This is a genomic window from Paeniglutamicibacter terrestris, assembly GCF_012271785.1.
GTDB classification, from domain to species: Bacteria; Actinomycetota; Actinomycetes; order Actinomycetales; family Micrococcaceae; genus Paeniglutamicibacter; species Paeniglutamicibacter terrestris.
Window position 1 is genome coordinate 38,525 of record NZ_JAAWVT010000008.1, and the last position, 26,938, is coordinate 65,462.

A 26,938-nucleotide genomic window follows, 5' to 3' on the forward strand; every position below is an offset into this window, starting at 1 on the left:
TTGATCAGCACCATACTATTTTTCTTCTTCGCTCACCACGATCGGATTGTCGGTTACTGCTTGGGGCACGTCCGGGGCCTCTGAGAACTTCGCAGCCATCGTGGCGTTCCCGCGGGTAAGGCGCTTGATCGTGAGGTCATCGGCCTTACTATTGGCTAACCGAAGATTGTTTTCGGAGCCAATCAGCGATTCCTTGACCTTGCCCAGCACCACAATCGTTTTATCGATGTTGTCGATCGCGTCTTTGAATTTTCGCGCAGCGAGGTCGTAGTTCCTGGCGAATCCCGTTTTGAAGGTGTCTAGAGCGGTCTCAAAATTGGTGATATCAATATTCTGCTCCCTGACACGGGCGAGCTCAGACTTGTATTCCAGCGAATTCAGCGCTGCGTTCCGGAGCAGGGTGATGATCGGAATGAACAGCTGCGGGCGCACGACGTACATCTTTGGGTACCGATGGGACACATCCACAATTCCACCGTTATACAGCTCACTGTCGGACTCCAGAAGGGACACGAGAACTGCATATTCGCAGCCTTTTTCCTTCCGGTCTTTATCCAGTTCTTTGAGGAAGTCCTCGTTCTTCTTCTTGGAGGCAGTTTCGTCACCTTCGTTTTTCATCTCAAACATGACCGAGATGAATTCCGTGCCTGCCTCATCCGCCTCGCGGAATATGTAGTCTCCCTTGCTCCCGCTTCGAGCGTCATTGTCCTTCTCGAAGAAAGCATTTGGAAAGCCTAGAGAGCGGACGCGGTTGAATTCGATCTCACAGTGCTGCTCAAGCGTCTCCCCGACCAATTTGGTTGAGAGCTTCGCCTTCAGATCCTTGTAATAGGCGATCATTTCGTCTCGAGCCTTGAGCTCAGCGGAATGTGTGTCCTTCACTGTCGACTCACGCAATTGCTGCTCGGTCTCCTTGGCCTGCAGATCGCGCGCGAGCTCGTCCCTCTGCTTTTCAATCACACTGACTGCTTCGTTGACGGCGAGCTGCTTCGCAACCTCGCGAGACTTCAGCTCTTCATTGAGGCGTCCGATTTCGGCAACTTTTTCCGCAGTCTCTGTCTGAAGCTTGTTGGTGAGGGTCGCCTCAGCTAGCTCAATTGCAGACTGTTTCGCGTCTCGCACTTCCTGGAGCTGATCGGCCAGCACCTTCTGCTTAGTTTCTGTCGCGTCTAGATCACGGACAAGGGCATCTCGTTCCTTTTCAAGAATCCGCACAGCTTCGTTAACCGCTAGCTGCTCCGCCTTATCGCGAGCCTTAAGCTGCTCGTGCAGGCGAATGATCTCGGCGTTTTGCACGGCTGCTTCTTTCTCAAGAACTGCCGCGAGCTTTGTCTCTGCGAGCTCGACCGCATTTTGCTTTTCTTTTTCCGACAGCTCCAGTCGTTCGTGGAGCGCCTGCTCAAACTCACCGTCATGCAATTGCTTCAAGATGTCGGCGTAGCCGGACTCATCGATTTTGAACGCCTTGTGGCAGTTGGGGCAGATGATCTCGTTCATGGGGACAACCTTTCATTGAGTTCATGCATGGTTTGCCGGGTGAAGTAAACGCTCGGCGGCCCAAGGAACGGACGTTCCCGGGCATTTTGGACAGCACGGAGTAGATTTATGATCTGTTTTTGATTCCTCGATTAACGAGGAATCAGCTATACCTTGGAGAATTTGAACCATCGAGCTGACGAGCCCCGACGCTCGGATTCCGGTGCGTGGCCAAAACTTCCATGGAATCGTCCTCCGATGTGCCGGTACGGAAAATTGAACTCGAGACTCATCGTCAGCTCCGATTGAAGTGACTATTTCGGATGGACCCAACTGGGACGACCCCTGTAGGGATATTCAAGAACGATTGTTCTCGGCCACGCAGTCCTCAGCCTGGATGGCTGGAGTACCGGATGTGCTGGTACACAACGGATACTCTGACCTTTTGCCAGAGCCACCTGCGAAATTTGGCCTAGCGCTTTTCCTCGATAGTCAGGGTCCATCCATCAAAGTTGGCTGCCTTGACATCTACGTAGTAGCTTCCTGCTTTCTTGTGCACCGCAGTACTCGCCTTCTCAGCCTTGTCGAGCATCAACAGGGGAAGCCCACCGTCGGTCATGAGATCGACTCCTTCTTCTTCCAGATAGACGCTGCCAAGTGAGAAGTCACCGCCGCCGGTGAAGTTATAGCTCATCCGGGCATCTGCGCCAGTCAGTTCGAAGATCTCGCTCGCTTGACCGTTGGTGCCTTTGAGGGAGACTACCTTTGTCCATTTCTTGGCCTGTTCCACGGGTGCAGCTGCAGCCTCGTCGGCGGGCTTTTCGGCCGGCTCCTCTGCCTGCACCTGTTGAACTGGCGCTAGGCTGCTTGCATTATCGGCGGCGCCACCGGCGTCGGGGCCGGTAATCGCTCCAATAACGATGACGATCCCGGTGACGATCCAGGCGATCACCTTGTTCTTGTCGTAACCGGCCAGGGTTGCACCGGACTTGTCACGCTGCTTACCGGTTAGCACGAGGATGAGGTCGACAAGGACCCAGATGCCGAAACCGCCGAGGGTGAACAGCTTCAGCAATCCGGTCCCGATCTTGCCGAGGTAAAACCGGTCGACACCGAAGACGCCGAGGAAGAGTGCGAATAGCCACGTGGCAATGAACGACTTACCTGGTGCTGGCGGTGCGTATCCCTGCATTGGCTGCTGAGGAAAGGCCTGGTACGAATTGGTGGTGCTCATGGTGTCCTCCTTGCCGCTGTTGCGGCGCTCTAATGATGATCTGGATGAAATGTGAAACGGTATGTGGCCACATGGCCAGGTCGCATGGACCTAGTTTTTCTTCCAGCTACCACAACGAGATGACTTGAAGTCTTGGCCTTTGGAAAGCTTCACGGTGGGCCTACCACCACCGGGGATGTCGTTCTCGATGATGTCTCCGCCGTTACTGCCAGAGCTGTAGATAGCCCAATAGCAGGTACTGCCCACATCGGCGGTTGCGCGATAGCTACCAGGTTTGATGTCATCATCAACCGACCAGGTGCCGTCACTAACCGTGTTTGCAGCAGCCTCGGTCTCAGCGGTGCCAACGGCTTTCTCCCGCGTCTTCACCGCGGCCTCTGCATCGGAGACTTTGGATTCCTTCTCACCCACTGCGCTCTCGCGTTTTTCCAGCGCGCTCTCGCGGTCAGCAATTTCGGATACCAAGGTGTCGTGCTTCGTGGTCAACTCGGATAGCTCACGTTGATACGTATCTCGGTCGGTTGCAGCCACTTGCACGTGGCTCACCGCAGTGGCGTACTCCTCACTCGCGGTTGGGTCGATCATCGCCATTCCTGCAGAGATTCCCCCGATGACCAGCCCGGCCGCCAAGACTGCGGCGAGCGTAATCTTGCCGCTTTTACTCATTGGGGGCTTGGTTTCTTTGACTGTTGAATCGCTTACCGTATTCATGGCTGTTCCTGACTTTCCACAATGATGTTCAATCCGTTGTCCGGGTGGTAACTCCAACTGGCCGAGTAGCCTGACCACGTGGTTTCCTGTCGGCCATCTAGTGACCTGGTCGTACTCATACGGGCCTTCACGCTTTCGGGCATATCCAACCCATCCAGTACGCAGACGATCTCCGAATATGGCGCACCGGCTGTCTCCTTACCGCGAGTTTGGAGTTCTACGCTTTTGCCCTCATCCATGACCATGACGCCAGCGCTGTCGGTGAACTCGCAGTTCTGGACGGCGTTGGTGATGGCTACCGATGTGGAATCGGTGGAAGACTCAACAGTGGAACTCGAATTGATGCTTAGGCCGATACCTAGGCCAGCCGCGATGCCGATGGCCAAACCTGCAATGCCGACGAGCCACGGATTCTTGTGTTTCGCCGCGCCGTTCGGGATGCCGGCGTGGACACCGGCGGTTGTTTGGTCTGGATGAGTTTGTGTTTGTTCCTGCATGTCGATTCCTCCTTGAAAGCTGCGGTGAAGTAGCGGGCAGGTGGGTTGGCCCCAAGCCATTCCCACCTGCCCTAGCGCCGGGTCTCCCCCAAGCACCGGGCATATTTCAAAGCTAGAGATCCCTGCCTAAACACTCAAAGTTCTTCTTGATAACTAGGGTTATCAAAGAATCATGAACTATTTGTTTCAACTGACGTAGGGTGGATCTAAACCACACGAGACGCGAAAGGAACGACGAATGGGACACGCCGGTAACGCAGACCTCAAGCTCTCTCTTGTCGATATCTCTCGGTTGGCCATGGTGCAGCGTCCGGTGGTCTCCATGTGGCGCATCCGCCACAGCACATCGGCCACGCAGTTCCCGGATCCGGTGGAAGTGCGCAACAAGCAGGAACTGTTTCATGCCGACGACATCGTTGAATGGCTGCAGGAGACCGGATTGGGAAACAATCCAACGGTGGCAGAAGACGTAGCGGCATTCGCCAGCAGAGCACGCGAAAACTTTGATCTCGTCACCGCGTTGCTCGTGGTTCGGGCTCTCTGCGGGACCCAGCTCGCCGACATGCATCCCGAGGATGTCATCGATTTCGCCGACGAGCTTGATCCGGACGATGAATGTCTCTTCTCCGAGATCGAGTCCGGCGCCTCTTCTCTTGAACCCTTACTGACCTACACCGACCAATTGGTCGATGCCACGTTCAGTGCCTCGGCAGCATTCGAGAAACTCATGGAAGACCGCTCACGGTTTGAACGAACGGATGCCCTCTTCGATCCGCGAGTCCTCGGTTTGGTGGCGCTCGCGGCCCGATCACTGACCGACGGGCAGGCTTCGTTTTCAGATGCAACTCCCGGTGGCAGCGACCTGTTATTGGCGATCGCTGACAGCTTCGATGAGGCTACGTCCGTGACCTTGAAAACTGCTTCACCAACCCCAGCTCCCTCCCGATTGGCCATACGACGCCTCAAGGTTCATGCTTTCAGCCGGGAAAATCTCCATATCGGCGCCCCAACTGTCGCTTTTCCCGGGCAAATTGTGGTTGCCCATTTTCCGGCAGCGAATTACTCGAGCATGACCGATAAGCAGATCATGACCGCCGTTGACAATATTGCTCTGGAGTTAGACGGCACCCAGGCTGCGATCGTGTTGGCTCCGGCGCGGTTGCTGACCGATGCGCTAGAGGCCAGGACACCTGCTCGCATCCGTGACACGCTGCTCCGATCGGGAAAGCTCCGTGCAGCTATCCGCTTGCCGGCCGGTCTTTTGAAGTCTCGCCCGAGGCAGCCCTTGGCTCTCTGGGTGTTGGGCAAGGAACGAATTAACACACCCATTGCCGATCGCTGGACCACGATTGCTGATCTTTCGGCACTCACACTCGATGATTCCAGCAGCCAAGACGTAGTTGCCGACCTCATGGCATCCATGCAAAGCCGGGATACTTTGAAAGCCCGTGCTTTTCGATTTACTCGCTTGGTCAGGACAAGTGTGCTTCTGGCAGGAGACGGAAACCTCTGCACAATTCCGCTGAAGCCCAATGTGCTCCAAGCACAAAGTTCAGGCCATACAGAGTTGTTGGTGAATGCCGAAGCCGCAATTGAGGCCCTGAACAGCACGTCCCATGGCTACCTTTTGGATATCCAGCTTGATCTGGGAGCAGCAGTGGCGGTGTCGCCTGCAACCCTCGGAGAATTGCTAGAAACCAAACATCTCAGGTTGCTCGCCGGTTCACGGCTCCACGCCCACGACACGACCAATTCCAACGGGTTCACTGTCATCGGACTGCCTGAACTTCAAAACGGCACCAGCACGCGCCATATCGACAAATTGCAGCTGGCATCCCAGTACCCACAGGCGCACCTGACCGAACCGGGCGACGTGGTCTTTTCGACCATTGGAAAACCCTCAGCTTGGGTGGATCGACGGGGCCTGAGCATCGTGGAATTTCCTGCCCGCATCCTTCGAATCAATCACGCCACCCGCGCTGGCTTGATACCGTCGGTTCTTGCGGCCGATATCACCTCGGGACAGGGTGGATCATGGCGTCGGTGGCATGTGAAACGATTCCATGAAGAGCATCTGAAAAACACCAAGACCGCACTCGAGCAGATCGAGAGCAGTCGACAACAAGCACTCGATCGTGCAGCACGGCTCGAACAGCTTTCCAATCTACTTGCCCAGGGTTCGGCAACAGCCGCCCTGCGCATCAACAGCACCACGTCCACTCTGGAAGGGAACAACTAGTGCCTCCGAAGAAAAAGGTTGAGACAGCACCCTCAACCATGAAGGAACTCAAGGACACGCTCTGGAAGGCCGCCGACAAGCTCCGCGGTTCCATGGACGCGTCCCAGTACAAAGACGTCATCCTCGGCCTGGTTTTCCTGAAGTATGTCTCCGACGCCTTCGAGGAGCGCCGTGAACAGCTCAGCGAAGAACTCGCTGCCGACGGCATGAACGAAGTCCAGATCGGCCAGCTCATCGATGACACCGACGAGTACACCGGTCGAGGCGTGTTCTGGGTTCCGGGCAATGCACGCTGGGGCTACCTTGCGGAAAACGCCAAGGGCCTTCCCGCCATGGACGGTGAAGCACCGAAGAACATTGGCGAGCTCATCGATGCCGCTATGGATGCCGTCATGGCATCAAACCCAACGCTCGCGGCCACCTTGCCACGCATCTTCAACCGGGACTCAGTTGATCAGCGTCGCCTCGGTGAACTGCTCGACCTGCTCAACACCGCCCGCTTCACCGGCCAAGGATCCGGACGCGCGCGAGATCTCCTCGGTGAGGTCTATGAATACTTCCTGGAGAAGTTCGCCCGCGCGGAAGGCAAACGCGGCGGAGAGTTCTACACCCCCGCCGGCGTGGTCCGCGTGCTAGTTGAGGTCCTCGAACCGACTAGCGGACGCGTCTATGACCCGGCGTGCGGATCGGGCGGCATGTTCGTGCAAACCGAAAAGTTCTTGGACTCCCACAACGCTGATCGCACCGCGATTTCCGTTTACGGTCAGGAATTGAACGAACGCACTTGGCGCATGGCGAAGATGAACTTGGCCATCCACGGTCTCAACGCAAATCTGGGCCCACGTTGGCAGGACACTTTTGCCCGGGATGTACACCCGGACATGGAAGCCGACTACATCATGGCCAACCCGCCTTTCAACATCAAAGACTGGGCAAGGAACGAGTCCGACCCGCGTTGGCGATACGGTGTTCCACCGGCGAACAACGCCAACTACGCGTGGATCCAGCACATCATTTCCAAGCTTGCCCCGAGCGGAACCGCAGGCGTGGTCATGGCCAACGGTTCAATGTCCTCGAACTCCGGCGGCGAGGGACAGATCCGTGCCCAACTTGTCGAAGCCGATCTGGTCTCCTGCTTGGTTGCTCTTCCGACTCAGCTTTTCCGTTCGACTGGCATCCCCGTATGTACGTGGTTCTTCGCCAAAGACAAGACCGCAGGCGAATATGGCTCGGTGGACCGCACCGGACAGGTGCTATTCGTCGACGCCCGGAACCTGGGCCACATGGTGGACCGCGCTGAGCGTGCGTTGAGCGACGAGGACATCGCGAAGATTGCTCAGACGTTCCACGAATGGCGCGGCAGTGCGTCCGCCGAAGGCAATACCTATGTGGACGAGGCCGGATTCTGCTACTCGGCTTCACTGACAGAAATCAAGGAGGCTGACTATGCACTCACGCCCGGTCGCTATGTCGGTGCCGCTGATATCGAAGACGACGGCGAGCCGCTCGAAGAGAAGATTTCACGTCTCAAACAAGAACTGTTTGAGCAGTTCGAGGAGTCCGACCGGCTAGCAGCGGTTGTTCGGCAGCAGCTGGGGCGAGTTTCGTGAGCACTCAAGAATGGCGTCAAAGCACACTGGCAGAAGTACTCGGAAGCAACGGTTCAATAAAAACCGGCCCCTTTGGGACGATGCTCAAGGCTAGTGAATATTCCGAATCAGGTGTACCCGTTATCTCCGTTGGCGAAGTCGGCTACGGCACTTTAAAACTCCGCAAAGACACCCCTCGAGTATCGCCAACGACAACGTCGCGGTTAGGTGAGTATGTTCTGGAAACGAACGATATTGTTTTCGGTCGTAAGGGCGCCGTAGACAGAAGCTCGATCGTCCGTTCCTCCGAAAACGGCTGGTTCCTCGGTTCCGATGGCATTCGTGTGCGTCTTCCCTCAACAGTTAATGCTGGATTTATTGCCTATCAGTTCCAGCTCGAAACCATTCGTACCTGGTTACTGCAACATGCCTCTGGATCAACTATGTTGTCGCTAAACCAAGGCACCCTTGAACGAATACCGCTTCTCGTTCCTACACTTGCAAAGCAACACGCCATCGCAGACGTTTTGTGCGCTCTCGACGACAAAATCGCAGCCAATACCAAGCTCGCGACGACTTCTTCATTGCTCGCCCAGTCGGTGTTCGCTGCGGCGGCAGATAACCACGGAGTTGAAGTTGGCCTATCTGAATCCAGCAGTCTGCTCAGCCGTGGGATAACACCCAAGTACTCGGATGATGAGGAATCCATGGTTGTGCTGAATCAGAAATGTGTCCGATATCAACGAGTCGGCCTCGGACCGGCACGCCGAACTATTCTCTCGAAAGTCCGTCAAGACAAGGAGCTCCACCTAGACGACGTTCTCGTGAACTCCACCGGTCAAGGGACTCTTGGACGAGTCGCCCGTTGGACTCTCGACGGGAGAGTTACGGTCGACTCGCACATCACCATCGTCAGGTTCAATCCAGAAGTAATCGATCCGGTATGCGGCGGCTTCGCAGTCCTCCGTAACGAGGAGAAGATTACCGCCATGGCGGAAGGGAGCACTGGTCAAACTGAACTTTCTCGGGTTGAGCTCGGAAAGCTTAAACTCATGCTCCCACCCAGCGAACAGCAGCGGGCGCTCGGACAACATCTTGCAAAGATGACCACCATGGAAAATGCGTATCTGCTGGAGAACCAAGCGCTAGCCGCCACTCGCGACGCACTACTTCCACAGCTCATGTCAGGCAAACTCCGCGTCAAGGACGCCGAACAGATCGTTTCAGCAGCGGTCTAGTGCTGTGGCATTTGTGCAACACTTTGTTTCACAAATGCCACGGCTCAACAAACAAACGATAGATTCAGGTCAGGAACAAGTTCTGGGGGAATGAAAACCGTTGAAAATGCAGACCAGCTTCACCGAAGCCGACTGGGAAGCGCTCGCACTCGAACAGCTGGGTGAGGAGAATTGGCGACCGTTGCACGGGGATGCGATTGCACCGGGCACTGACGAGCGCGATTCCTGGGACGAGTTGCTCATTCGGCCGCGCTTGTTGGCTGCACTACGACGGTTGAACCCTGGCATCCCGGGGCAGTATCTGCAGCAGGCTGCGGTGGAAATCGCGGCACCCGGTTCGCAGGATGCGATCACCGAAAACCACCGTATGCACAAGAAGTTTGTCGAAGGGCACCGGATCTCTTACTTGGATCCGGACGGCACCGAGCAGAACCCCACGCTCCGGATCATCGGAGCCGAGGAGACTGACAATGATTGGCTCGCCGTCAGTCAGGTCACCCTGATCCAGGGCGACTACCACCGTCGCTTCGATATCGTTCTGTACTGCAACGGAATGCCCGTGAGCATCATGGAACTAAAGAAGGCCGGAACCAAGACCGCCGACGTCGCAGCAGCACACGCCCAACTGCAGACCTACCTGCGTGAATTCCCGTTGGCCTTCCGCTTCTGCGTCTTTACCTTTGCCTCTGATGGCTTGGAAGCAAAGTACGGTACCCCGTTCACCCCGCTGAACCATTTCTCCCCGTGGAATGTCGATGACGACGGAATCCCCGTCCCAGTGGGCCACAGCATAAACGGCGATGCGGTGCTGCCCATCGAGACAGCCATTGCCGGGCTCTACAACCCCACCCGCTTTCTGCAGCTGCTGCGCTCCTACACTGCGTTCGACGCCGGAGCTGAGGGCCTACTCAAGCGCATCGCCAAGCCGCACCAGTACTTTGCCGTCACCAAGGCACTGGGATCCACCATCGACGCCGTGCGCACCAATGGCAAGGCAGGCGTTGTCTGGCACACCCAGGGCTCAGGAAAATCCATGGAAATGGAGCTCTACACCGCCGCCGTCATGCGCCACCCGGCGCTGAAGAACCCGACGGTCGTACTGATCACCGACCGCAACGAACTGGATGGGCAGCTCTACTCCGGATTTGCCCGCTCCCAGCTGCTGCCGGACACCCCGAAGCAGATTCGCCGCCGCTCCGAACTCCGCTCCGAGCTATCCGGCCGGGTCACCGGAGGCATCTACTTCACCACCTTGCAGAAGTTCGGCCGGACCAAGGATGAAAAGGACTCCGGCACCGAGCACCCACTGCTGAGTGACCGCAAGAACATCATCGTCATCGTCGACGAGGCGCACCGCAGCCACTACGACGATCTCGACGGCTACGCGCGTCACTTGCGCGACGCCCTACCCAATGCCACACTCATTGCATTCACCGGCACCCCAATCTCCTTCGCGGACCGCAACACCCGCGACGTGTTTGGCGAATACATCGACGTCTACGACCTCTCGCGCGCCGTCGATGACGGCGCGACTGTACCCGTCTACTTCGAGCCTCGCCTGATCAGGGTGCAGCTCGCCGATGGCCGATCGTTGGAAGACTTGGACGCCGACGCCGATGAAGCAACAGCCGGCTTAGATGACACTGAACGTGCTCGGATCGAGCAATCGGTGGCAGTGGTCAATGCCGTCTATGGCGCACCGGATCGACTAGCGGAGCTGGCCAAGGACTTGGTCGCGCACTGGGAAGTCCGCCGGGACACCGTTGCGCCGTTCATTGCCGACGCCACCGGGGACCCCACCTTCGGCAAAGCCATGATCGTTGGAGGGACACGGGAAATCTGTGCAAACCTCTATTCGGCCATCGTGGCCTTGCGCCCCGAGTGGCACTCGGACGAGCTCGACAAGGGCAAGATCAAGGTGGTGTATTCGGGAACGCCTTCCGATACCTCGCCAGTTATCAACCATGTCCGTCGTGACTCGGCCAACAATTCCATCAAGGAGAGGCTCAAGGATCCGGGCGATGAGCTTGAACTGGTGATCGTCAAGGACATGATGCTCACCGGATTCGATGCTCCTCCCCTACATACTCTGTACCTTGACCGGCCGTTGAAGGGTGCACTGCTGATGCAGACGCTCGCCCGCGTCAACCGCACCTTCCGTGGAAAATCCGACGGACTGCTGGTGGCCTATGCGCCCCTGGCAGAAAACCTCGCCAAGGCGCTGAACGAATACTCACAGAGCGACCAGACACAAAAGCCTGTCGGCAAGAACATTGATGAGGCAGTGGCCCTTGCCGTAGAGCTGGTGACCCAAGCCCGTGAGCTGTTAGTCGGCCATGACTGGCGCGCGGTGCTGGGTAAGCCCGGGCCAAAGGCGTTCCTGAATGCCGTCACCGGAGCGGTGAACTACCTGCGTGCCCCAGAATCACCGGGCAACGCGACCTCCGCGGACGGTGCCCAGCCGCTGGCCGTGCGGTATCGCCAGGTTGCTGGCCAGTTGGCCCGTGCGTGGGCACTGTGCACCGGTTCCGGCAAACTCGAGGAACTGCGCCCAGAGATCCAAGTGTATGAGGAAATTCGAGTGTGGATGGGCAAATTCGATGCCCAGGACCGGCAGGCCCGGGGCGAGCCCGTGCCCGAAGAGATCCAGCGCATGCTTGGACAGCTGATTGCCACGGCAACGGATGCCACCGGGGAAGTCTTGGACATCTACGAGGCCGCAGGCATGCCCAAACCCTCGCTCAGCGACCTCACTCCGGAGTTCATCGCCAAGACCCAGAAAGCACGGAACCCGCAGCTGGCCATCGAGGCGCTGCGCAAGCTCATAGCCGATGAATCGAAGCGCACCACTAAGAACAACGTCATCCGGCAGCGCGCCTTCTCCGCTCGCATTACCGAGCTGATGAACAAGTACACCAACCAACAGCTGACTTCAGCGGAGGTCATCGCCGAGCTCGTTGAACTCGCCAAGGAAGTCGCAGCGGAGGCTGACCGAGGACAACAGTTCACCCCGCCACTGGACGAAGACGAGCTCGCCTTCTATGACGCTGTTGCGGTGAACCAGTCGGCCGTCGAGGCGCAAGGGCCGGGCATGCTCGCGGAAATCGCTCGGCAGCTGGTCATTGTCATGCGCCGCGATGTCCGAACCGACTGGACGGTGCGCGAGGACGTCCGAGCCAAACTGCGTTCTTCGGTCAAGCGGCTCTTGATTATCAACGGCTACCCGCCGGACAAGCAGCCCGAGGCCATCAAGCTGGTCATTGAACAGATGGAAGCGATGGCCCAAAGGGCCGTGTAGAAATCAAGCAGCTGTTTTCGGTACCAGGTCACGCCATCTGGCGTACTTTCAGCCTTCCGGCCTTCGGGACCGTTTCAATTGTTATGCCCGGGATAAGAATTCGGCCTGAAAGGCGGAACTTTGGCAAAAGAACATCACCCAGCTGGGCCATTTGACGGCTCGGACGTACTCGTCATAACCGCGCATGCAATAGCTTCGAAAGCCATTACCGCGTTCTATGAAGCAAACCAACGAGACCGCGCAACAAAAGCCGCAACGGCCCACGCGGCAATCGGCCAAGCTCGAGAAGCGTTGCTGTCCGTTGGGGGCGCGCCTGCAGAGATCAAGCGAGACATCATTGCCTGGGTCGGGCTTCAGGGCAGCCAAACCTTCATCATCTCTGACATCTCCACTCCTGAAAAGACTGTCGTCGGCCAACAGAATCGGATCAAGGCTGAGGCTTCCGACTCACGGAAGTCTGCCCAGAACCAGCCATCGCGGCATGCCAAAGAACAAAGAAAAGGCCTTGCACAAGGCCAAATCGCGATTGGAAAAGCCAATCCAAAAGTCAAAGCACGACAAACCGGCGAAACCATTTCCAAGGTTCAGATCAAAGGTCGGGGCACGACTCGAACCGTTTCCACACCAGTCGTTGAGCCACTCAAATCCACTGGAAACAATCCATTCATGCCGGTTACGAGAAGACGACCAGCAAGAGTTACAAATGCAGGCTCCTCGACCCCGAATGCCCAAGCAGTTGGAGACTTCGAGAACGTCAAACGCAAGCTGATGGATCTCCGCGCCCAGCTGAAACATACGGCAAGTGAATATCACGCCAGACAAATCTTGAAAGAACGCGCACAGTTACTCAAGAACGATATTGCCAGATTCCGTGCCAAACATGTTGCTAACAGCGGTTCGCCGGAAAACCGCAAGAACTACATGGAGCTGGAACGTCTCTTCGGACAATGCCGATGGCGACCTCCACGCAAGGGCAACAGTGGTTCAGTCTTGTCGGGCGGACTCCCTTCACACGGCACCCGCTACTGAACTCCGGTCCAGCCACCCCCGGGCAACCGCCGGCACGCTGCATTGGCGACGCCACAAAAGTAGAGGGCAACTATCGAGGGGTGGCCCCTTGCACACACGATGCACGACAACGCCTGCATTCCTTCATTTGGGGCCTCCCGAATGAGGGCGTAGGACGCGGCTAAATGCGTCGTATTCGAGCCATGTGTGCGAGATGTAGTTGGCGAGGAACGAGCTGACTCGTCGCCGCGCTGCCCACGATGCAGGACTACTGCTCCACCGGGTGCCGTCACTACAGGCGTTGTCATGCCCCACCTCTGGTTGATGGCCGGCCGAGCAGCTGCTTCATCTATGTTCACAAGTACTCGCTAATGAATCCTGGCAGCCCGCCGTGCGGCAACAATGGTCAATTCTACGAAGTGCAGGACACCTTCGAGGTTATGTCCATGAGAATCTCTCATTCCGATGTCCTAACGAGATGTCAGAAGGTCGACTCTCAAAATCGAGCACAGTGATGAATTTGCCTCCGCGCACACGGCTTAACGAATATGTGACGGCCCATTCTTAATTGAAAGGCGATTCAACACTGCGGATTCACTCCGGCGTGGGGTAGTAGTGGATCATGGACCCAGCAATCACACCCGAAATGGAGAACCTGAATGAGTATCTACACCGACCCACTCGTCGAAGAAGGTACCCCGATGAGTGAGTACGAGGGGAAGGTGTGGAATTCGCTCAATGACCATTGGGAGCGCCGCAGCAACCGTCGAGGTCTACCGAATTGGGCTAGCACCGCACTCAATCGCACCGGAGAAGTCGCGGGAAGCGCTGCGAACCGCGTTGCCGATGCAGTGCCAGAGGTAGTCAAAGGTCCAATCCGTCGCGCAGGAGAGGCGGTCTCCGATAAGGCCGCGCGACCGGCGGTTGGTGCCGTGACTTCGATGCTGGAATTGGTGAACGATTGGGCCCTCGAGCTAAATGACCCGAAAAGCGTCGAGAAGCTCGCTCGCAAACAAGGCTTCGAGCTCAATCACTTCACCGAATTACGGGAGCAGGATCTGAAGGTCTGCGACAGGATACTGACGTTCAATACCCTTACCTGGCGGACCGCTGGCGCGGTCGAAGGTGGCGCAATGGGATTGTTGGCCATGGTTCCCGTGGCCGGTATCCCAGTCGCGTTAACAGCCGATATTCTCGTTATCCAAGTCTTGAGCACATCGATCGCATCGCGCATCGCATACTCCTACGGCTACGACGCCAAAGATCATGACGAGCAGGCCTTCATCCAACGTCTGGTGCAGCGTTCCTTCATGGCACAGGCGGCCAAGGTCAAACCGTTGCGCGACGCCGCACGTGCGGCCGACGCAATCAAGGGACGCATTAGGTGGTCAAACAAGCTCCGCCAAGACCACCACCTTGTGGCTGCTCTCGAGAAGCTGCTGAAGCACCTAGGCACCGGCTCCACAGTACCGGTGAAACACGTCGCCAAGGCAGTGCCACTTGTGGGTATCCTTATTGGCGCCGGCGTGAATTCCACAATACTTGGCAATGTGGCCGCCGATGCTCGTCGATATTGCCAGACCCGATTCCTTTGTGAAAAGTATGGGCTGCCGCTGCCAGCTGCCCTCGCAACGAATCAGGACGAGGATCCTTTGATCGACGCCGTGTAAGTGATATCCCGTGATTCCATGGGCTGCCCTAGCGTGCCAGACGGGGCAGCACCTCGGTGGCATCGCCATCCGATTGGCATGACGGAACAGCAAAATTTCCGTCAGTGATCTGCAACTTGACCTGTTCAAGCTCAATTTGGAGCTGGTCAACGGTGGCACGGTACTTTTTAAGGTCCGCTTTACGACGTATGACAACGAAGATACTGATAATAACGGCAATAATTGCTAGCGGGAATAACGCCAGTATGGACATTCCGGACGTCGTCAGGAAGTCAAGTGCGATGGGAAGCGCATGCTTAACCGCTAGGAAATCGTTCACCTCGCCCACCACTGCTCGAAGAGATAAATCCAACGGGACCAAATACTCCCCCACCACCGGAGTCTCGGCAAACGACGGAGCTGTCAGCGAGGGTGGATCCCCGGCAGACCAGCGCGAATCACCAATAGTGCTCAGGACGCAGATCCCAGCGCCAGCGTTGAGTGCCAAAAAAGGCATGACCGAAGCAACCACGGTTCAGTGAATGCTGCGCCAGCGGAGGGCCCCTAACACGATCAAAACTATGGCGGCGATGACCCAAGAATAGTTGTGTAATTGTTCGAGGATCAAACTGCCAAGTAGTTCCGTGAGGTTTCCACACCTTGCTGTTAGAGCCACCATTTGCTCTAGACCGAAGTGATCTTATCCCGGCCATCCCCGAAAGACGGCGGAGGTTACAGGTAGGGAGCTATGAGCTCAGCAGTCGTCAGTGAATCGTATTTTGCGCCAGCATGGCCAGCACTTATGCGTTCCCGCAACGGCGGACGTGCATCACGCAGCTGATCTAGGATCGGCATCAGATCCTCAATGAGCAGCGCGCCCGGCTCTTCGTCATCGCCCCCCCTTTATATGGCGACGCCTAGACATCGACAATGGGGCGCGGACCTCCGTCCAGAACTACCAGGGCATCGGCCCGACCCCGGATTCATCTCCGTGTTCGCCGTCCTGTCCATGCTCAGCGTCATGCTGACCTTTCTGCTCGGAGTCACCCACCTCTGGTTCTCCATGAGCCGCGACGGGCTCCTGCCAGGCTGGTTCGCCAAGACCGACCGCCATGGAACAGGACAGCGCGTCACCCGAATCGCCGGCATCGCTTCGGCATTCCTGGCCGGCGCCTTCCCGATAGAGGCCGTCGCGGACCTGACCAACATCGGCATCCTTGCAGCCTTCGTGGTGGCTTGCCTCGCCGTCATCATCTTCCGGCTCCACTTCATGCCGGTCATCCCGGCATTCGGCCTGCTGGCCTCCGGGTTCCTGATGCTGCAACTGCTTTGGGAGACATGGCTCCGCTTCGCCGTCTGGCTGGTGGTCAGCCTCGCCATCTACTTCCTTCTACGTCCGCAAGCATCGCTCATGATCCCGGACAGTCCGCGGTACGATGACGGCATGGTGTTCCTTCACTGGACGAACTAATTCTTGGTCTGGTGGCCTAATTCATCGCTAACGAAAAATCCATGGCTTCGAGGCATCCTCTATTCATGAAATCCTGCAGGGAAGGAGTGGATGCTCCCCGACGTGGGAAACTGAGGCGCAGGTAGTTTGCGCATCATCTCGTTCAGTTTTTGAACTCTTTCAGGACGCGAATACCTGTAGTTAACATTGAAGGCATTGACCTGTTGCTGGAGATCTGCGCGTTGGAGAAACAACCGATAAAGCCGACTTTCGTCGCCACCGTAACGAATTCTTGCCCTAAGGCTATGGATCTCCGACAGGAGAGAATTATATTGCCTTAGCTGCTCGTCATAATATGGACTGTAATCATCTACTACCGAATTTTGGCGCTCGGCCGGTGGTTGGTTCAACGTTTTCGGTTGCAGCTTGTTCTTTAGGTCTTGGAGCCCCTTGAATGACTCCTCGTCTATGTTTAAGATAGCCCACCTCCACTTGGTTCAAGCAGTCAGCTCGATGTCTAGTAGCCACACCACATGCGTCCAGCATCTGTCCAAGTTCAGGTGAAATCAATAGTCGCCAAGGACGCGGCTTGAAATGGGCACGGCCTATTCGAAATGGTTGGCCAGCAAAGCCCTCCGACCAATGCCCTGACGCTCCACTGCGAGAGCCCCCCATCATCGGCGGGTCAACTTATGGCGTTCCCGTGTTCTTGCAGGAAACGGGTCAAGGCACATTGAGCCCGGCCCCGAGAAACTTACCTTTGTCCGCTGGCGTCACACCGGAAAAGATGGGATGACTTCTGAGGAAGTCACCGAGCATAAACATGTTGAGCGCGAACAAATTCCCCGGCACTCTGTGTATGGAACCAAGAAATCTCAATCGACCCTCGAGATGCACCTGACAAAGTACTTGGAACTGTAGCAAGAGATTTCGATCGGCATCGGTACCGGAAGCATGATTGGCCTGGGCATCTTCTAGCTCAACACCCAGAACTACAACCCGTTCATGCCCAGCGGATTCGGACCCGTCATGGCCGGAGCCGCAACGGTGTTCTTCGCGGTCTTCGGCTACGACGCCATGAGCACCGAAGCCGAGGAATCCACCGACGGCTAAAACACACGCCAAAGGCCATCATCTTCTTCCTAGTCATCGCCATGCTCCTCCACGTCGCTGCCACTCTGGTACTCACCGGCATGCAGATCTATCGGGACATCGCACCGACCACCGGATTCGCCTCGGCATTCAACGGCGTGGGGCTTCCGGTCATCGCCACGATCATCTCCGTATTTACCGTCCTGTCCATCCTTACCGTGATGCTCACGTTCCTGCTCGGAGTAACCGCGTCTGGTTCCCCATGAGCCGCGACGGGCCCCTGCCGGACTGGTTTGCCAGACCGACCGCTAGGGCACCCCGCAGTGTGTCACCTGGATCGCCTGCATCGCCGGCGCTTTCCTGGCTACTGACGCCCAAAACCCTTGCCTGTCCGGCCACGGCAGATCTGCTATCTGGCTCGAATGCGCATCGCCACCACCGAAACCGCAGTGGGCGGCACCTGTGTTCACACCCCCACTTGATCCGGCGTTTTTGAGAATTCGTGAGCCAAAGGGATTTCAGGGCCGGATCCCTTCAGCGCCAGTAAGTTAGAGTGGCAGATTCATCCACAGTCGGAACCAGCATCAGTGAGGCTCGAAAGATTGCGCACAAGGGAAAACGACACGGACAAAAACCCGGCCCAAAAGGTCTCTCCGAATCCGTCAAATACCCAGATCCCGGGACTCATGAAACGACCCCCACGAGTCGGCAGCGGAGTCCCCGTTCTCCTCGGAACGCAAATGTTGTTCAACATTGGCTTCTACGCGGTGGTCCCCTTTATGGCTCTGGTCCTCACCGAGGATTTCGGCTTGGCCGGTGCTGCAGTCGGGCTCATCCTTGGCGTGCGCACCTTCGCCCAACAGGGACTTTTCATCGTAGGAGGAACCCTCGCTGACCGATTCGGCCCTCGGTCGATCATCCTCGTGGGTTGCGCTGTTCGGGCTCTGGGGTTCTTCACGCTGGCGGCATCACTATTCACCGGTTTCCCAATCGTGTGGCTGTTCATTGTCGGTACCCTGCTCACCGGTTTCGGCGGCGCGCTTTTTTCCCCTGGACTCAGCGTTCTGGTGGCCGCGGCGGAAACCACACGGCGGGACGATTCGCATCCGGCTGAGCAACGAGTCACGCTCTTTGCTTGGCTGAGCATTACCGGTGAAATTGGCGCCGTCGTCGGCCCCCTCGTCGGCGCTGCGCTGTGGGGCTGGGGCTTTGCCACGGTTGCCGGACTCGGAGCCGCCTTTTTCCTCGGCATTGGTGTGCTGCTCTGGCGGACACTCGGCAATACCCCTCGCCCGGCGACATCGCACACGCAATCCACGGAAACATCCCGTCGGTCGTGGGGCAGCCTTAGGGATCGCCGCTTCATCGCGTTCGCCAGCCTTCATGCGGTGGACCTGCTGGCCTACAACCAGCTGTACCTGGCGATCCCCCTCGAACTCGGACGTGCAGAAGTCGCCACCCAATTCCTTGGGCTGGTCTTCGCCTGGGTCTCAGTCTTAGCTCTCGCGCTGCAGTTGCCGATCTCGTGGCTGGCCGCACGCGTGGGCGCCCCAGCAGCTCTTCGCATGGGCTACATTCTCGGTGCACTGGGTTTTTGCACGCTCGGGGCTCCCGGTATGTTTTCCCCGGGTCACAAGATCGGCCCCGCCATTATCTTGGCCGCGGTGACGTTACTTGCGCTGGGGCATATGACGGCTCATCCCACGGCGCTCGGACTCATCCCCCGGATTGCCGGAGCGAGACCGGTGGGTTCCTATTATGGTCTGCTGGCCACCTGCGGCGGCATTGCCGTCCTCCTGGGCAATCTCCTGATCGGAGGGCTTCTGAACGAACCCTCGTCCCCAGGGCCCGCCAGCATCTTGCCATGGCTGGTCCTCATCGTTCCTCTGCTGCTTGCGGCATTCTTTGCCCCCGGAGTTGTTCGAGGCCTGCTCACAAGGTCCGAAAAGTCCATGGCTCCCACAGAGATTCAATCTCGGTGACGCAAGGCCGGTCCCGTTTGTGTCTGACCTGCAGCGCCGGCCGCGGCCACTTTCTCGGTATCAGCAAAACGCATGCTTTCTGGCGTTGACCTGAAGGTTCGTCGCCTCCGTCATCTTGCTAATCTTTTTCGTGCCATGCGGCCGACCCTCCACCCGCCAACGCACGACGATCCACCATCCGATTGACCGCTTCCCCGAGCGACTTTCATTCCATCACTGCAGTCAGAGTTAGGGTATGCTTACCAAGGCTTTTTGTGATTAAGGGGCCTAATCATCACGTAATCTCAAAGGATCTTCATGAAATTGGGACGCCTCCACACCGCGACTGCGGCCGTCTTACTCACCGCCGTACTTGCTTCATGCGGCGCCTCGAATCAGAATCCCGCCGCCGATGCAGCGGTCGACTCCGAGGCTCGTCTGGTCGTCGCCAACTTCCGTGCCCCGGTGTCCAACTGGGCCATGGAGAGCGACGACGCCTACGTGTTGTCCATCGCGGGCTGCCTGGAGACGTTGGCCAGTTATGACCAGGTGGACAAGAAGGTTCAACCCATGCTGGCCGAGTCGTGGAAGCAGACTTCACCCACCGAGTGGGAGTTTAACCTTCGTGACGGCGTGAAGTTCCAGGACGGCACCGCGTTTGATGCCAAGGCGGTCGAGAATTCACTAAACCATGTGCTGAAGGCCACCGCACCGGCCCGTGCGGTGAATCCCAAGACCATCTCCAAGGTCAAGGCCGTGGACGCAGAGACCGTGCGGATCACGACTCCCGCAGCGGATCCATTACTGCCCTACCGTATGGCCAGCGTGAATGCCGGAGTCCTGGCTCCGGCCGCCTACACCGCCAAGGGAATCGACCCCTTCGGACACTGCACCGGCCCATTCGCCCCGGTGTCGGCCAAGGCCGGACAGTCACTGAGCATGGATCGGAACGCCAACTACTGGGGCGGCGAGGTGAAGCTGGCCGGAGGCGAAATCCGCTACATCACCGATGGAACGACGCGCTCCACCCAGGTCCAGACCGGGGAATCCGACATTGCCATGTCCATCCCGGCCACCAACATTGCCACGCTTGAAGCCGATCCGTCGGTGGAACTGGCCAAGGCCGACTCCCCTCGCACAGCAACGCTTTACCTGAACAACTCACGGGCCCCCTTCGAAGACCGGCAGCTACGTCAGGCCGTCACCAAGGCGCTTGACCTGCCGGCCATCGCCGCCAGCGTCTATGAGGGCATTGCGGAGCCGGCGACCGGACCGTTTGCCCCGAGCGAGCCATGGGCCAACAGCGAGTTGGGTGTCCCCGCGGTCAACCTGGACGAGGCCAAGGCCTTGGTCCAGAAGTCTGGATATACCCAGGACAAGCCGCTGGAGATCATCGCCATCGTCGAGCGCGCCGAGTTCGCCTCGGTCGGCGCGATCATCCAGGAACAGCTCAAGCAGATCGGGTTGCAGGCCAACGTCGTGACCAAGGCCTATGGCGCGGTGGAACCGGATCTGCTGAAGGGCGACTACGACATGGTGCTCAGCCAGCGCAACCGGATGATCGACATTGCCGATCCCGTTGGCTTCTTGCAGGCCGACTACAGTTGCGCCGGTGGATACAACCTGAGCCACTACTGCAACAAGGATTTTGACGCCCTGGTCACCCAGGCCGCTGGCGAGTCCGACGCAGCTGCTCGCCACACCCTCTACCGCCAGGCCGGCGACATCCTAGCTCAGGATGCTGTCAACGTTTGGCTGGTCAACGAGCAGGCCATCGACGCCGTGGGCGAATCGGTGCAGGGCTACGTGCAGGATCCCCTGACACGTTATGTCTTCACCAAGGACCTGGCAAAGACTAAGTAACGTGCCTGTCCTGACCATACTGCTGCGCCGGCTCATCGGGCTCGGCGCAGCAGTCCTGCTCTCCTCCTTCGCCGTTTTCCTGGTTCCCTTTGTTGCCCCCGGGGACCCGGTGCGCAACCTGCTGCGTGCCCGGATGGACGCCGGCGCGGCGGATGAGCAGACGGTTCAGGCTTATGCCGAGCAATTCGGTTTGCATGACCCCCTGCTGGTGCAGTTCGGACGCTGGCTGGCCCGCTTCTTCACCGGAGACATGGGGATTTCCTATATCAGCGGCACTCCCGTCATCGATCAGGTGTTGCCGGCCATCGGTATCACGCTGCTGATCGCCGGGATCTCGATCCTCGTGGCCATGGCCGTCTCCATCGTCCTGGGAGTCATTGCCGCGACCCGTGCCGAGCGCTGGCCCGACAAACTCATCACCTCCATCACCCATGCGCTGATCGCCATTCCCGAATACGCCATCGCGCCACTGCTGGTGCTCCTTTTTGCCGTGAAGCTCGCGCTGTTGCCCTCCGCGGGCTTCAATTCGCCGGCCGCCCTGGTGCTTCCGGTCTTTGTGCTGTGCCTGCGCCCCATCAGCTTCTTCACCGTTGCCGTGCGTTCGGGCATCTTGCAGTCGCTGGGCTCCGAGCATGTGTTGGCCGCTCGGGCGCGCGGTCTCAGCCGCACCCGCGCGCTGCTGCGCCACGTCATCCCGCACGGTCTGCTTCCGTTGTGGACCATGACCGGCGTCTGGTTTGCCGGGCTGCTGGGAGGTTCGGTGATCATCGAGGTCATCTTCGCCATCCCCGGAATGGGCCGACTCATCTTTGATGCCATTATCAATGCCGACATTCCGGTGGCCCAGGGCGGCGTGGTCATCGTGGTGATCTGCGCGGTGCTGGTCACCAGCGCCGTGGACCTGGTGCAGCAGTTCAGCGACCCGAACGTACGTGTTGGAGCACGCCATGACTAAGAAATCCCTGTCCTTCGTGTTACTCAGTCCCCCGGCACTCGTGCTCTTTTTGGTACTGGTGCTCACCGTGCTGGCACCCTGGGTCGCCCCCAGTGATCCCAATGCGCAGGATTTGGCCCAACGTTTGCAGTCTCCGAGCTGGGGACACCTGCTAGGCACCGATTCACTCGGCCGGGACATCTTGAGTCGGGTCTTACACGGTGGCCGTTTCTCCCTGTCCGTGGCGCTGCTGACCACGCTGTTTTCATTGTCAGTGGGCACCGTGTTGGGATTGCTCAGCGCGCTGCGCGGCGGCTGGCTGGACGAGTTCTTCCTGCGCGCCAACGACCTCTTGCTGGCCCTGCCGGAAATCGTGGTGGCCCTGTTGGTGATTGCGATCATGGGGCCCGGATTCTCCTCAATGGTGCTGGCGGTAGGTGTGGTGTCGTGGACCCCGACCGCCCGGTTGGTCCGCTCGTTGGCCGTCCAGGTGCTCTCCACCGGATATGTGGAGGCCTCCCGCCACGTGGGCAGTTCGCGCTGGTTCATCCTCCGTCACCATGTGTTGCCTTTTCTCGCCGGTCCGGTGCTGGCGCAAACCGCCCTGCGCTTCGGGCTGCTGCTGGTGCTGCTCGGCTCGCTGTCCTATCTGGGCATCGGTGTCCAGCCGCCGCAGTCGGACTGGGGATCCATGCTCGCCGAGGCCCAGCCCCATGCGATCCGTTCCCCCTGGGGCCTAATCGCCCCGGGTGCCGCCATCTTCATGGTCAGCTTCTGCGTGACCTTGGTGGGCAACCGACTCACCCAGTGGTTCAACGGCCACGATGTGCTTGAGCCAGCCGGACAGGAGCAAGCCCGTGGCTAGCGAATTAGACGTCAAGGACCTGTCGGTCTTCACCGGAACCAACGTCCTGCTGGATGCGATCAGCTGCTCGATTCGCGCCGGCGAACTTGTCGCGGTGGTGGGCCGTTCTGGATCCGGCAAAACCATGTTGACCAAGGCCATCATGGGCCTGCTTCCCTCCGGGGTGCAGGCCACTGGCCAGATCCTGCTTGACGGGCAGCGACTGGATACTCTCGGCGAACGCGACATGGACGCGGTGCGCGGTAAAAAGATCGGCATGCTCTTCCAGCAGCCCAAACGAGTCATGAATCCGCGGATGACTGTCGGCGCCCATCTACTCGAGGCCATGGGGGCCACCGGATTCCGCAAGCCAAAGAATGCCCAAAAGCGCATCGAGTCCCTGCTGCAGGAAGTCGGTTTGTCCCCGGCCGCCGAGATATCCCGGATGCGCCCAGACCAGTTGTCCGGAGGCATGGCCCAACGGGTCATGCTGGCCATCGCCCTGGCCGCGGATCCCGCCTACATCCTGGCCGATGAACCCACTTCTTCCTTAGATTCCATTCTTAAGGCCGAGATCTTGGACCTGCTGCGACGCCGGCAACTCGAACGCGGGTTGGGTATCCTGCTCATCACCCACGACATCGCCAGCGTTCAACACATTGCGGACCGGGTCATCGTTATCAGCGACGGTGCCATCGTCGACCAATGCCCGACCTCGGCGATGTTTTCCGCGCCCCGGCACGAGAAGACGCGAGAGCTCATCTCCGCCACGGCTTCCGTCATCAGGGAAGTCCAGGAGATCACCACGCACTGTGTCTTGCGGGCCGATTCCGTGGGCAAGAACTACACCCGCCGCGCCAAGGGCGCAGCCGCGCTGAATCCCACCAGTTTGAGCCTGCATGCCGGTGAGGTCCTCGGCGTCGTCGGGCGTTCGGGCTCGGGCAAGAGCACCTTCGCGCGACTGCTTGCCGGCCTCGAACGACCCACCCATGGAAACATCACCGGACTCACGGAAGGGTCACAACCGACCGGAGTGCAGATCATTCCGCAGGAACCCTTTGGTTCCTTTGACCCCGCACTCGATCTGCGCACGAGCCTGATGGCAGCCGTCCACCGGGTCCCGGATAGCGAGGCCGCTGAGCTCATCGAGGAAGCCGTCGATCGAGTGGGGCTGCCGGTCCGACTCCTTGACCGCTTGCCGACACAGTGCTCCGGCGGCCAGCTGCAGCGCATGGCCATTGCCCGGGCGCTATTGGTGAAGCCCGACGTGCTGATCTGTGATGAATCAACCTCGGCGTTGGATTCTGTGGCCCAACGCCACATTCTCGATTTGCTGCTGCAACTACGCGAGGACATGGGCATCTCCCTGGTGGTGATCTCCCACGACATGGACGTCATCCGGTACGTCAGCGACCGCGTTGCCGTGTTTTACGCGGGGAACCTCGTCGAGATAAAACCGTTGACCCAATTCCTTACGGCACCCGAGCACCCACACAGCCAACAGCTGGTCCGGGCGTTGGACAAGGGAAACAGTTACTCGGGCCTCGCCCTCGACAAAACTCAGGCCGTCTAGTTCGAACATTTCGAGTGGTGTCTGCGACTTCATCGGCGTCGGTGCCTTCTGTCTGACCGGTCAGGTGGCCCACGGCGTTCTGTGATCGCCTGCCACCGATTGGTAGCCGATATGCGAGCTGGCTGACGCCAACACACAACAACAGGCCGCCGGCTTGATAAGCCCAAAGTCACCGACAAGAAAAAGTAGGCTCCGGCGATGGCCAAGTCGCCGTCAATGGTGGGATTTAGCAACTGCCGCATGAACGATTGGAGGGATGAAACCGTTTCCCGGTTCCATCCCTCCAATCGTTCGACCGCTTTCTTCGCTTAGCTGCGCGGAAGCGCTCCGGGAAGCGGCGGCACGACCGGCGGCAGCTGGCGCTCCGGACCGGCCTTGCGACGCTGGTTACCAAAATCGTCAATCTTTTCAGTGAAGGGTTGCACGTCTCCCGTGCAGAGCTTCCCGACTGCTGGCATTCGCTTGGTCAACAGGTAGCTGTCCATGGCATTCGTGACACACTTCGAGGTGCCGTATGCGGTGTGGCCCCAACTATCACTGCTCAGAAGCCGGCTGTTAGGCATCAACTTCGCGACCTTCTGGGCCCCAGAGTAGTTCGTCGCCGGATCCCAGTAGTTTCCCACCACCAACATCGGGTTCTTGGTCCGGCGCGTGAAGGGACCCATGTAGGAATCCTCGTCCTTAGCAGTCCACGTGGTGCTGGCACACGGGGCCGAAGCCCACGTCCACAGTTGGCCGAACCCTGGCGCGGTCTTGCTTGCCGCAGCTGCGTAGCGTGACCAGTTTTCTGCCTTCGCAGGATTCCTTGAATCGGTGCACAGCACCGACTGGAAGACTTCGGGAGAACTGTCATAGGGGAACGCGAACCCGGTGGCTGCCGCCTTTTTGGCGATATCCTGAGCCGCAGCCTTTTCTTCCACTTCGACGGCACGCATGCTCTTGGCCAGCGCCCTACGTGCGATATTCAGTTTGGACTTGGTCGGTTCCTTCGTCGGGGTGGCACTCTTCGGGAACGTGGTTCCCTTCGAGATGGCCCTTTCCTGGAGCATCTGCAAAACATACGTCAGCTCCCCGTCCACCATCGATGCCCCTTGCGGGTCATACATGTAACTAAGCATGCCCGAGGTCAGTGCGGCTGAGTTCAGTGAGAAATCGTATTCGGGATATTCAGGATCCGTGAACACTAGAGGTGAGCGCTTCAGTTCTGCCATGATCGCGCGGTAGAGCGTTTCTGGGTCGCCCTGGCCAGCCAATAGACAGTATTCCTTGCCGGTCTTCTTACAGCGGCTCAGGATTCCGCGCATGGCTTTCTCCGCGCCCTCTCCTGATTTGATGCGTTGGGTCTGCGGAGTGCCAGCGGTGGAGGCGGTTCCAGCCCAAGCCACCGGATCAAGCACGCCGTCGATGGCCACAGCACGGACCCGTTCAGGGAACATGTTGGCATACACGGTGCCTAGGTAGCTGCCGTAGGAAAAGCCCAGGTAGGTCAGTTGCTTGTCCCCGACCATGCGACGCAAGACATCCATGTCGCGGGCCACCTCGGCGGTAGACATCGAGGCCGAGACTGGCTTGCCGGTGGTGGAGCACGCCTTGCCGAAGGCCTTGGAGGATTTTGTGAAGGCGCGTATTTCCTTGAGCGTGTCCGGATACGGAACGTTCATCCCGGCTAAGGCTGTTTCCTGCCCTCCGAGGTTCTTCCAGCAACGCACATTGTCACTAAAGTTGGTGCCGCGTGGGTCGAACCCGACGACGTCGAAACGCTCCAGGACACTGGCGCTCAGAAAATCAGGGGCCGCAGCAGCTATCGAAACTCCGGACCCTCCAGGGCCGCCCGGGTTGACGAACAGGGTTCCGATGCGTTTCTTCTGGTCCTTGGCCTTGATTCGCAAGAGCGCGACTTCGGTCTTGGCCCCGCTGGGCTTGTCGTAGTCCAAGGGGAGCTCTACCGAAGCACACTGAGCGCCCGGGGCGAAGGGCGTGCAGTTGAACCACTGCGGCTTGGGGGTCTTGAAACCATCGACGCGTTTGCTTTCGGCCTTGCTCGTCGTGTCATGGGTGGTCTTCTTTGCTGCCTGTACCGTCGGTGCGGTGGAGGAAAGAATGTTCATGGAGGACGGCACGGTGGCGTTGGCCGGGGAGCTGAGGGCCGTTGTGGCCAGCAGGCCAACCACCGTCAGCATGCCAAAGGCAGCACCTAAACGTTTTTGTACGATGTCAGTTCCTTCAAAAGTAGTTACTCGGCACGGACTATTGGACGGTTAGGTCACTAAGCCCTGATTAGA

At 58.5% G+C, this 26,938-nt stretch carries 17 protein-coding genes and 2 pseudogenes; 13 read left to right on the plus strand and 6 right to left on the minus strand.

Translation table 11 applies throughout. From position 1 onward, the window contains the following. Positions 1 to 15: 15 nt before the first annotated feature. From HED64_RS14965 to HED64_RS14980, 4 genes are all read right to left on the minus strand, one after another. On the minus strand, positions 16 to 1,497 hold the full coding sequence (locus tag HED64_RS14965; RefSeq protein WP_168152806.1) for a DUF2130 domain-containing protein: 1,482 nt from the start codon (positions 1,495 to 1,497) through the stop codon (positions 16 to 18). Positions 1,498 to 1,948: 451 nt separating this feature from the next. Continuing rightward, on the minus strand, positions 1,949 to 2,710 hold the full coding sequence (locus HED64_RS14970) for a TM2 domain-containing protein (RefSeq protein WP_168152807.1): 762 nt from the start codon (positions 2,708 to 2,710) through the stop codon (positions 1,949 to 1,951). A gap of 90 nt (positions 2,711 to 2,800) precedes the next feature. Beyond that, positions 2,801 to 3,421: an Rv1352/Rv1906c domain-containing protein gene (locus HED64_RS14975; RefSeq protein ID WP_168152808.1), complete on the minus strand. Its 621-nt coding sequence runs from the start codon at positions 3,419 to 3,421 to the stop codon at positions 2,801 to 2,803. Next, entirely contained in the window at positions 3,418 to 3,918 is a 501-nt protein-coding gene (locus HED64_RS14980) for a hypothetical protein (protein ID WP_168152809.1), read from the minus strand. Before HED64_RS14980 ends, HED64_RS14975 begins: the two co-directional genes overlap by 4 nt. Positions 3,919 to 4,156: 238 nt before the next feature. On the opposite strand from HED64_RS14980, the gene HED64_RS14985 reads away from it, so the two are divergent. The 6 genes from HED64_RS14985 (at position 4,157) to HED64_RS15010 (ending at position 14,960) form a co-directional block, all read left to right on the plus strand. Then, positions 4,157 to 6,157, plus strand: a complete 2,001-nt coding sequence (locus tag HED64_RS14985) for a hypothetical protein (RefSeq protein WP_168152810.1) — start codon at positions 4,157 to 4,159, stop codon at positions 6,155 to 6,157. Then, entirely contained in the window at positions 6,157 to 7,767 is a 1,611-nt protein-coding gene (locus HED64_RS14990) for an N-6 DNA methylase (RefSeq protein WP_168152811.1), read from the plus strand. The genes HED64_RS14985 and HED64_RS14990 overlap by 1 nt, the downstream gene beginning before the upstream one ends. After that, on the plus strand, positions 7,764 to 8,984 hold the full coding sequence (locus HED64_RS14995) for a restriction endonuclease subunit S (protein WP_210149772.1): 1,221 nt from the start codon (positions 7,764 to 7,766) through the stop codon (positions 8,982 to 8,984). The genes HED64_RS14990 and HED64_RS14995 overlap by 4 nt, the downstream gene beginning before the upstream one ends. A 100-nt stretch (positions 8,985 to 9,084) precedes the next feature. Beyond that, entirely contained in the window at positions 9,085 to 12,282 is a 3,198-nt protein-coding gene (locus HED64_RS15000) for a type I restriction endonuclease subunit R (protein WP_425351808.1), read from the plus strand. 120 nt (positions 12,283 to 12,402) lie between these two features. After that, entirely contained in the window at positions 12,403 to 13,311 is a 909-nt protein-coding gene (locus HED64_RS15005; protein ID WP_168152813.1) for a hypothetical protein, read from the plus strand. A gap of 638 nt (positions 13,312 to 13,949) precedes the next feature. Then, complete coding sequence (locus tag HED64_RS15010) at positions 13,950 to 14,960, plus strand: EcsC family protein (protein ID WP_168152814.1); 1,011 nt, start codon at positions 13,950 to 13,952, stop codon at positions 14,958 to 14,960. 28 nt (positions 14,961 to 14,988) lie between these two features. On the opposite strand, the gene HED64_RS15015 is transcribed toward HED64_RS15010, so the two are convergent. After that, positions 14,989 to 15,456: a hypothetical protein gene (locus HED64_RS15015; RefSeq protein ID WP_168152815.1), complete on the minus strand. Its 468-nt coding sequence runs from the start codon at positions 15,454 to 15,456 to the stop codon at positions 14,989 to 14,991. 468 nt (positions 15,457 to 15,924) lie between these two features. Here HED64_RS15015 and HED64_RS15020 point away from each other — a divergent pair. From HED64_RS15020 to HED64_RS15050, 7 genes and pseudogenes are all read left to right on the plus strand, one after another. Continuing rightward, positions 15,925 to 16,410, plus strand: a pseudogene (locus HED64_RS15020) (APC family permease); the annotation flags it as partial. Between the two features lie 933 nt (positions 16,411 to 17,343). Continuing rightward, positions 17,344 to 17,847, plus strand: a pseudogene (locus HED64_RS15025) (APC family permease); the annotation flags it as partial. 374 nt (positions 17,848 to 18,221) lie between these two features. Continuing rightward, a complete protein-coding gene (locus tag HED64_RS15030; RefSeq protein WP_168152816.1) occupies positions 18,222 to 19,463 on the plus strand; it encodes an MFS transporter in 1,242 nt (413 codons plus the stop codon). Positions 19,464 to 19,760: 297 nt separating this feature from the next. Beyond that, complete coding sequence (locus HED64_RS15035; RefSeq protein WP_168152817.1) at positions 19,761 to 21,305, plus strand: ABC transporter substrate-binding protein; 1,545 nt, start codon at positions 19,761 to 19,763, stop codon at positions 21,303 to 21,305. 1 nt (position 21,306) lies between these two features. After that, complete coding sequence (locus tag HED64_RS15040; protein WP_342590740.1) at positions 21,307 to 22,260, plus strand: ABC transporter permease; 954 nt, start codon at positions 21,307 to 21,309, stop codon at positions 22,258 to 22,260. Continuing rightward, positions 22,253 to 23,104, plus strand: a complete 852-nt coding sequence (locus tag HED64_RS15045; protein WP_168152819.1) for an ABC transporter permease — start codon at positions 22,253 to 22,255, stop codon at positions 23,102 to 23,104. Before HED64_RS15040 ends, HED64_RS15045 begins: the two co-directional genes overlap by 8 nt. Beyond that, positions 23,097 to 24,656 (plus strand): ATP-binding cassette domain-containing protein, encoded by a 1,560-nt coding sequence (locus HED64_RS15050; RefSeq protein ID WP_168152820.1) that lies wholly within the window; start codon positions 23,097 to 23,099, stop codon positions 24,654 to 24,656. Before HED64_RS15045 ends, HED64_RS15050 begins: the two co-directional genes overlap by 8 nt. A gap of 308 nt (positions 24,657 to 24,964) precedes the next feature. On the opposite strand, the gene HED64_RS15055 is transcribed toward HED64_RS15050, so the two are convergent. Next, on the minus strand, positions 24,965 to 26,836 hold the full coding sequence (locus tag HED64_RS15055; protein WP_210149774.1) for an alpha/beta hydrolase: 1,872 nt from the start codon (positions 26,834 to 26,836) through the stop codon (positions 24,965 to 24,967). Positions 26,837 to 26,938 lie beyond the last annotated feature (102 nt).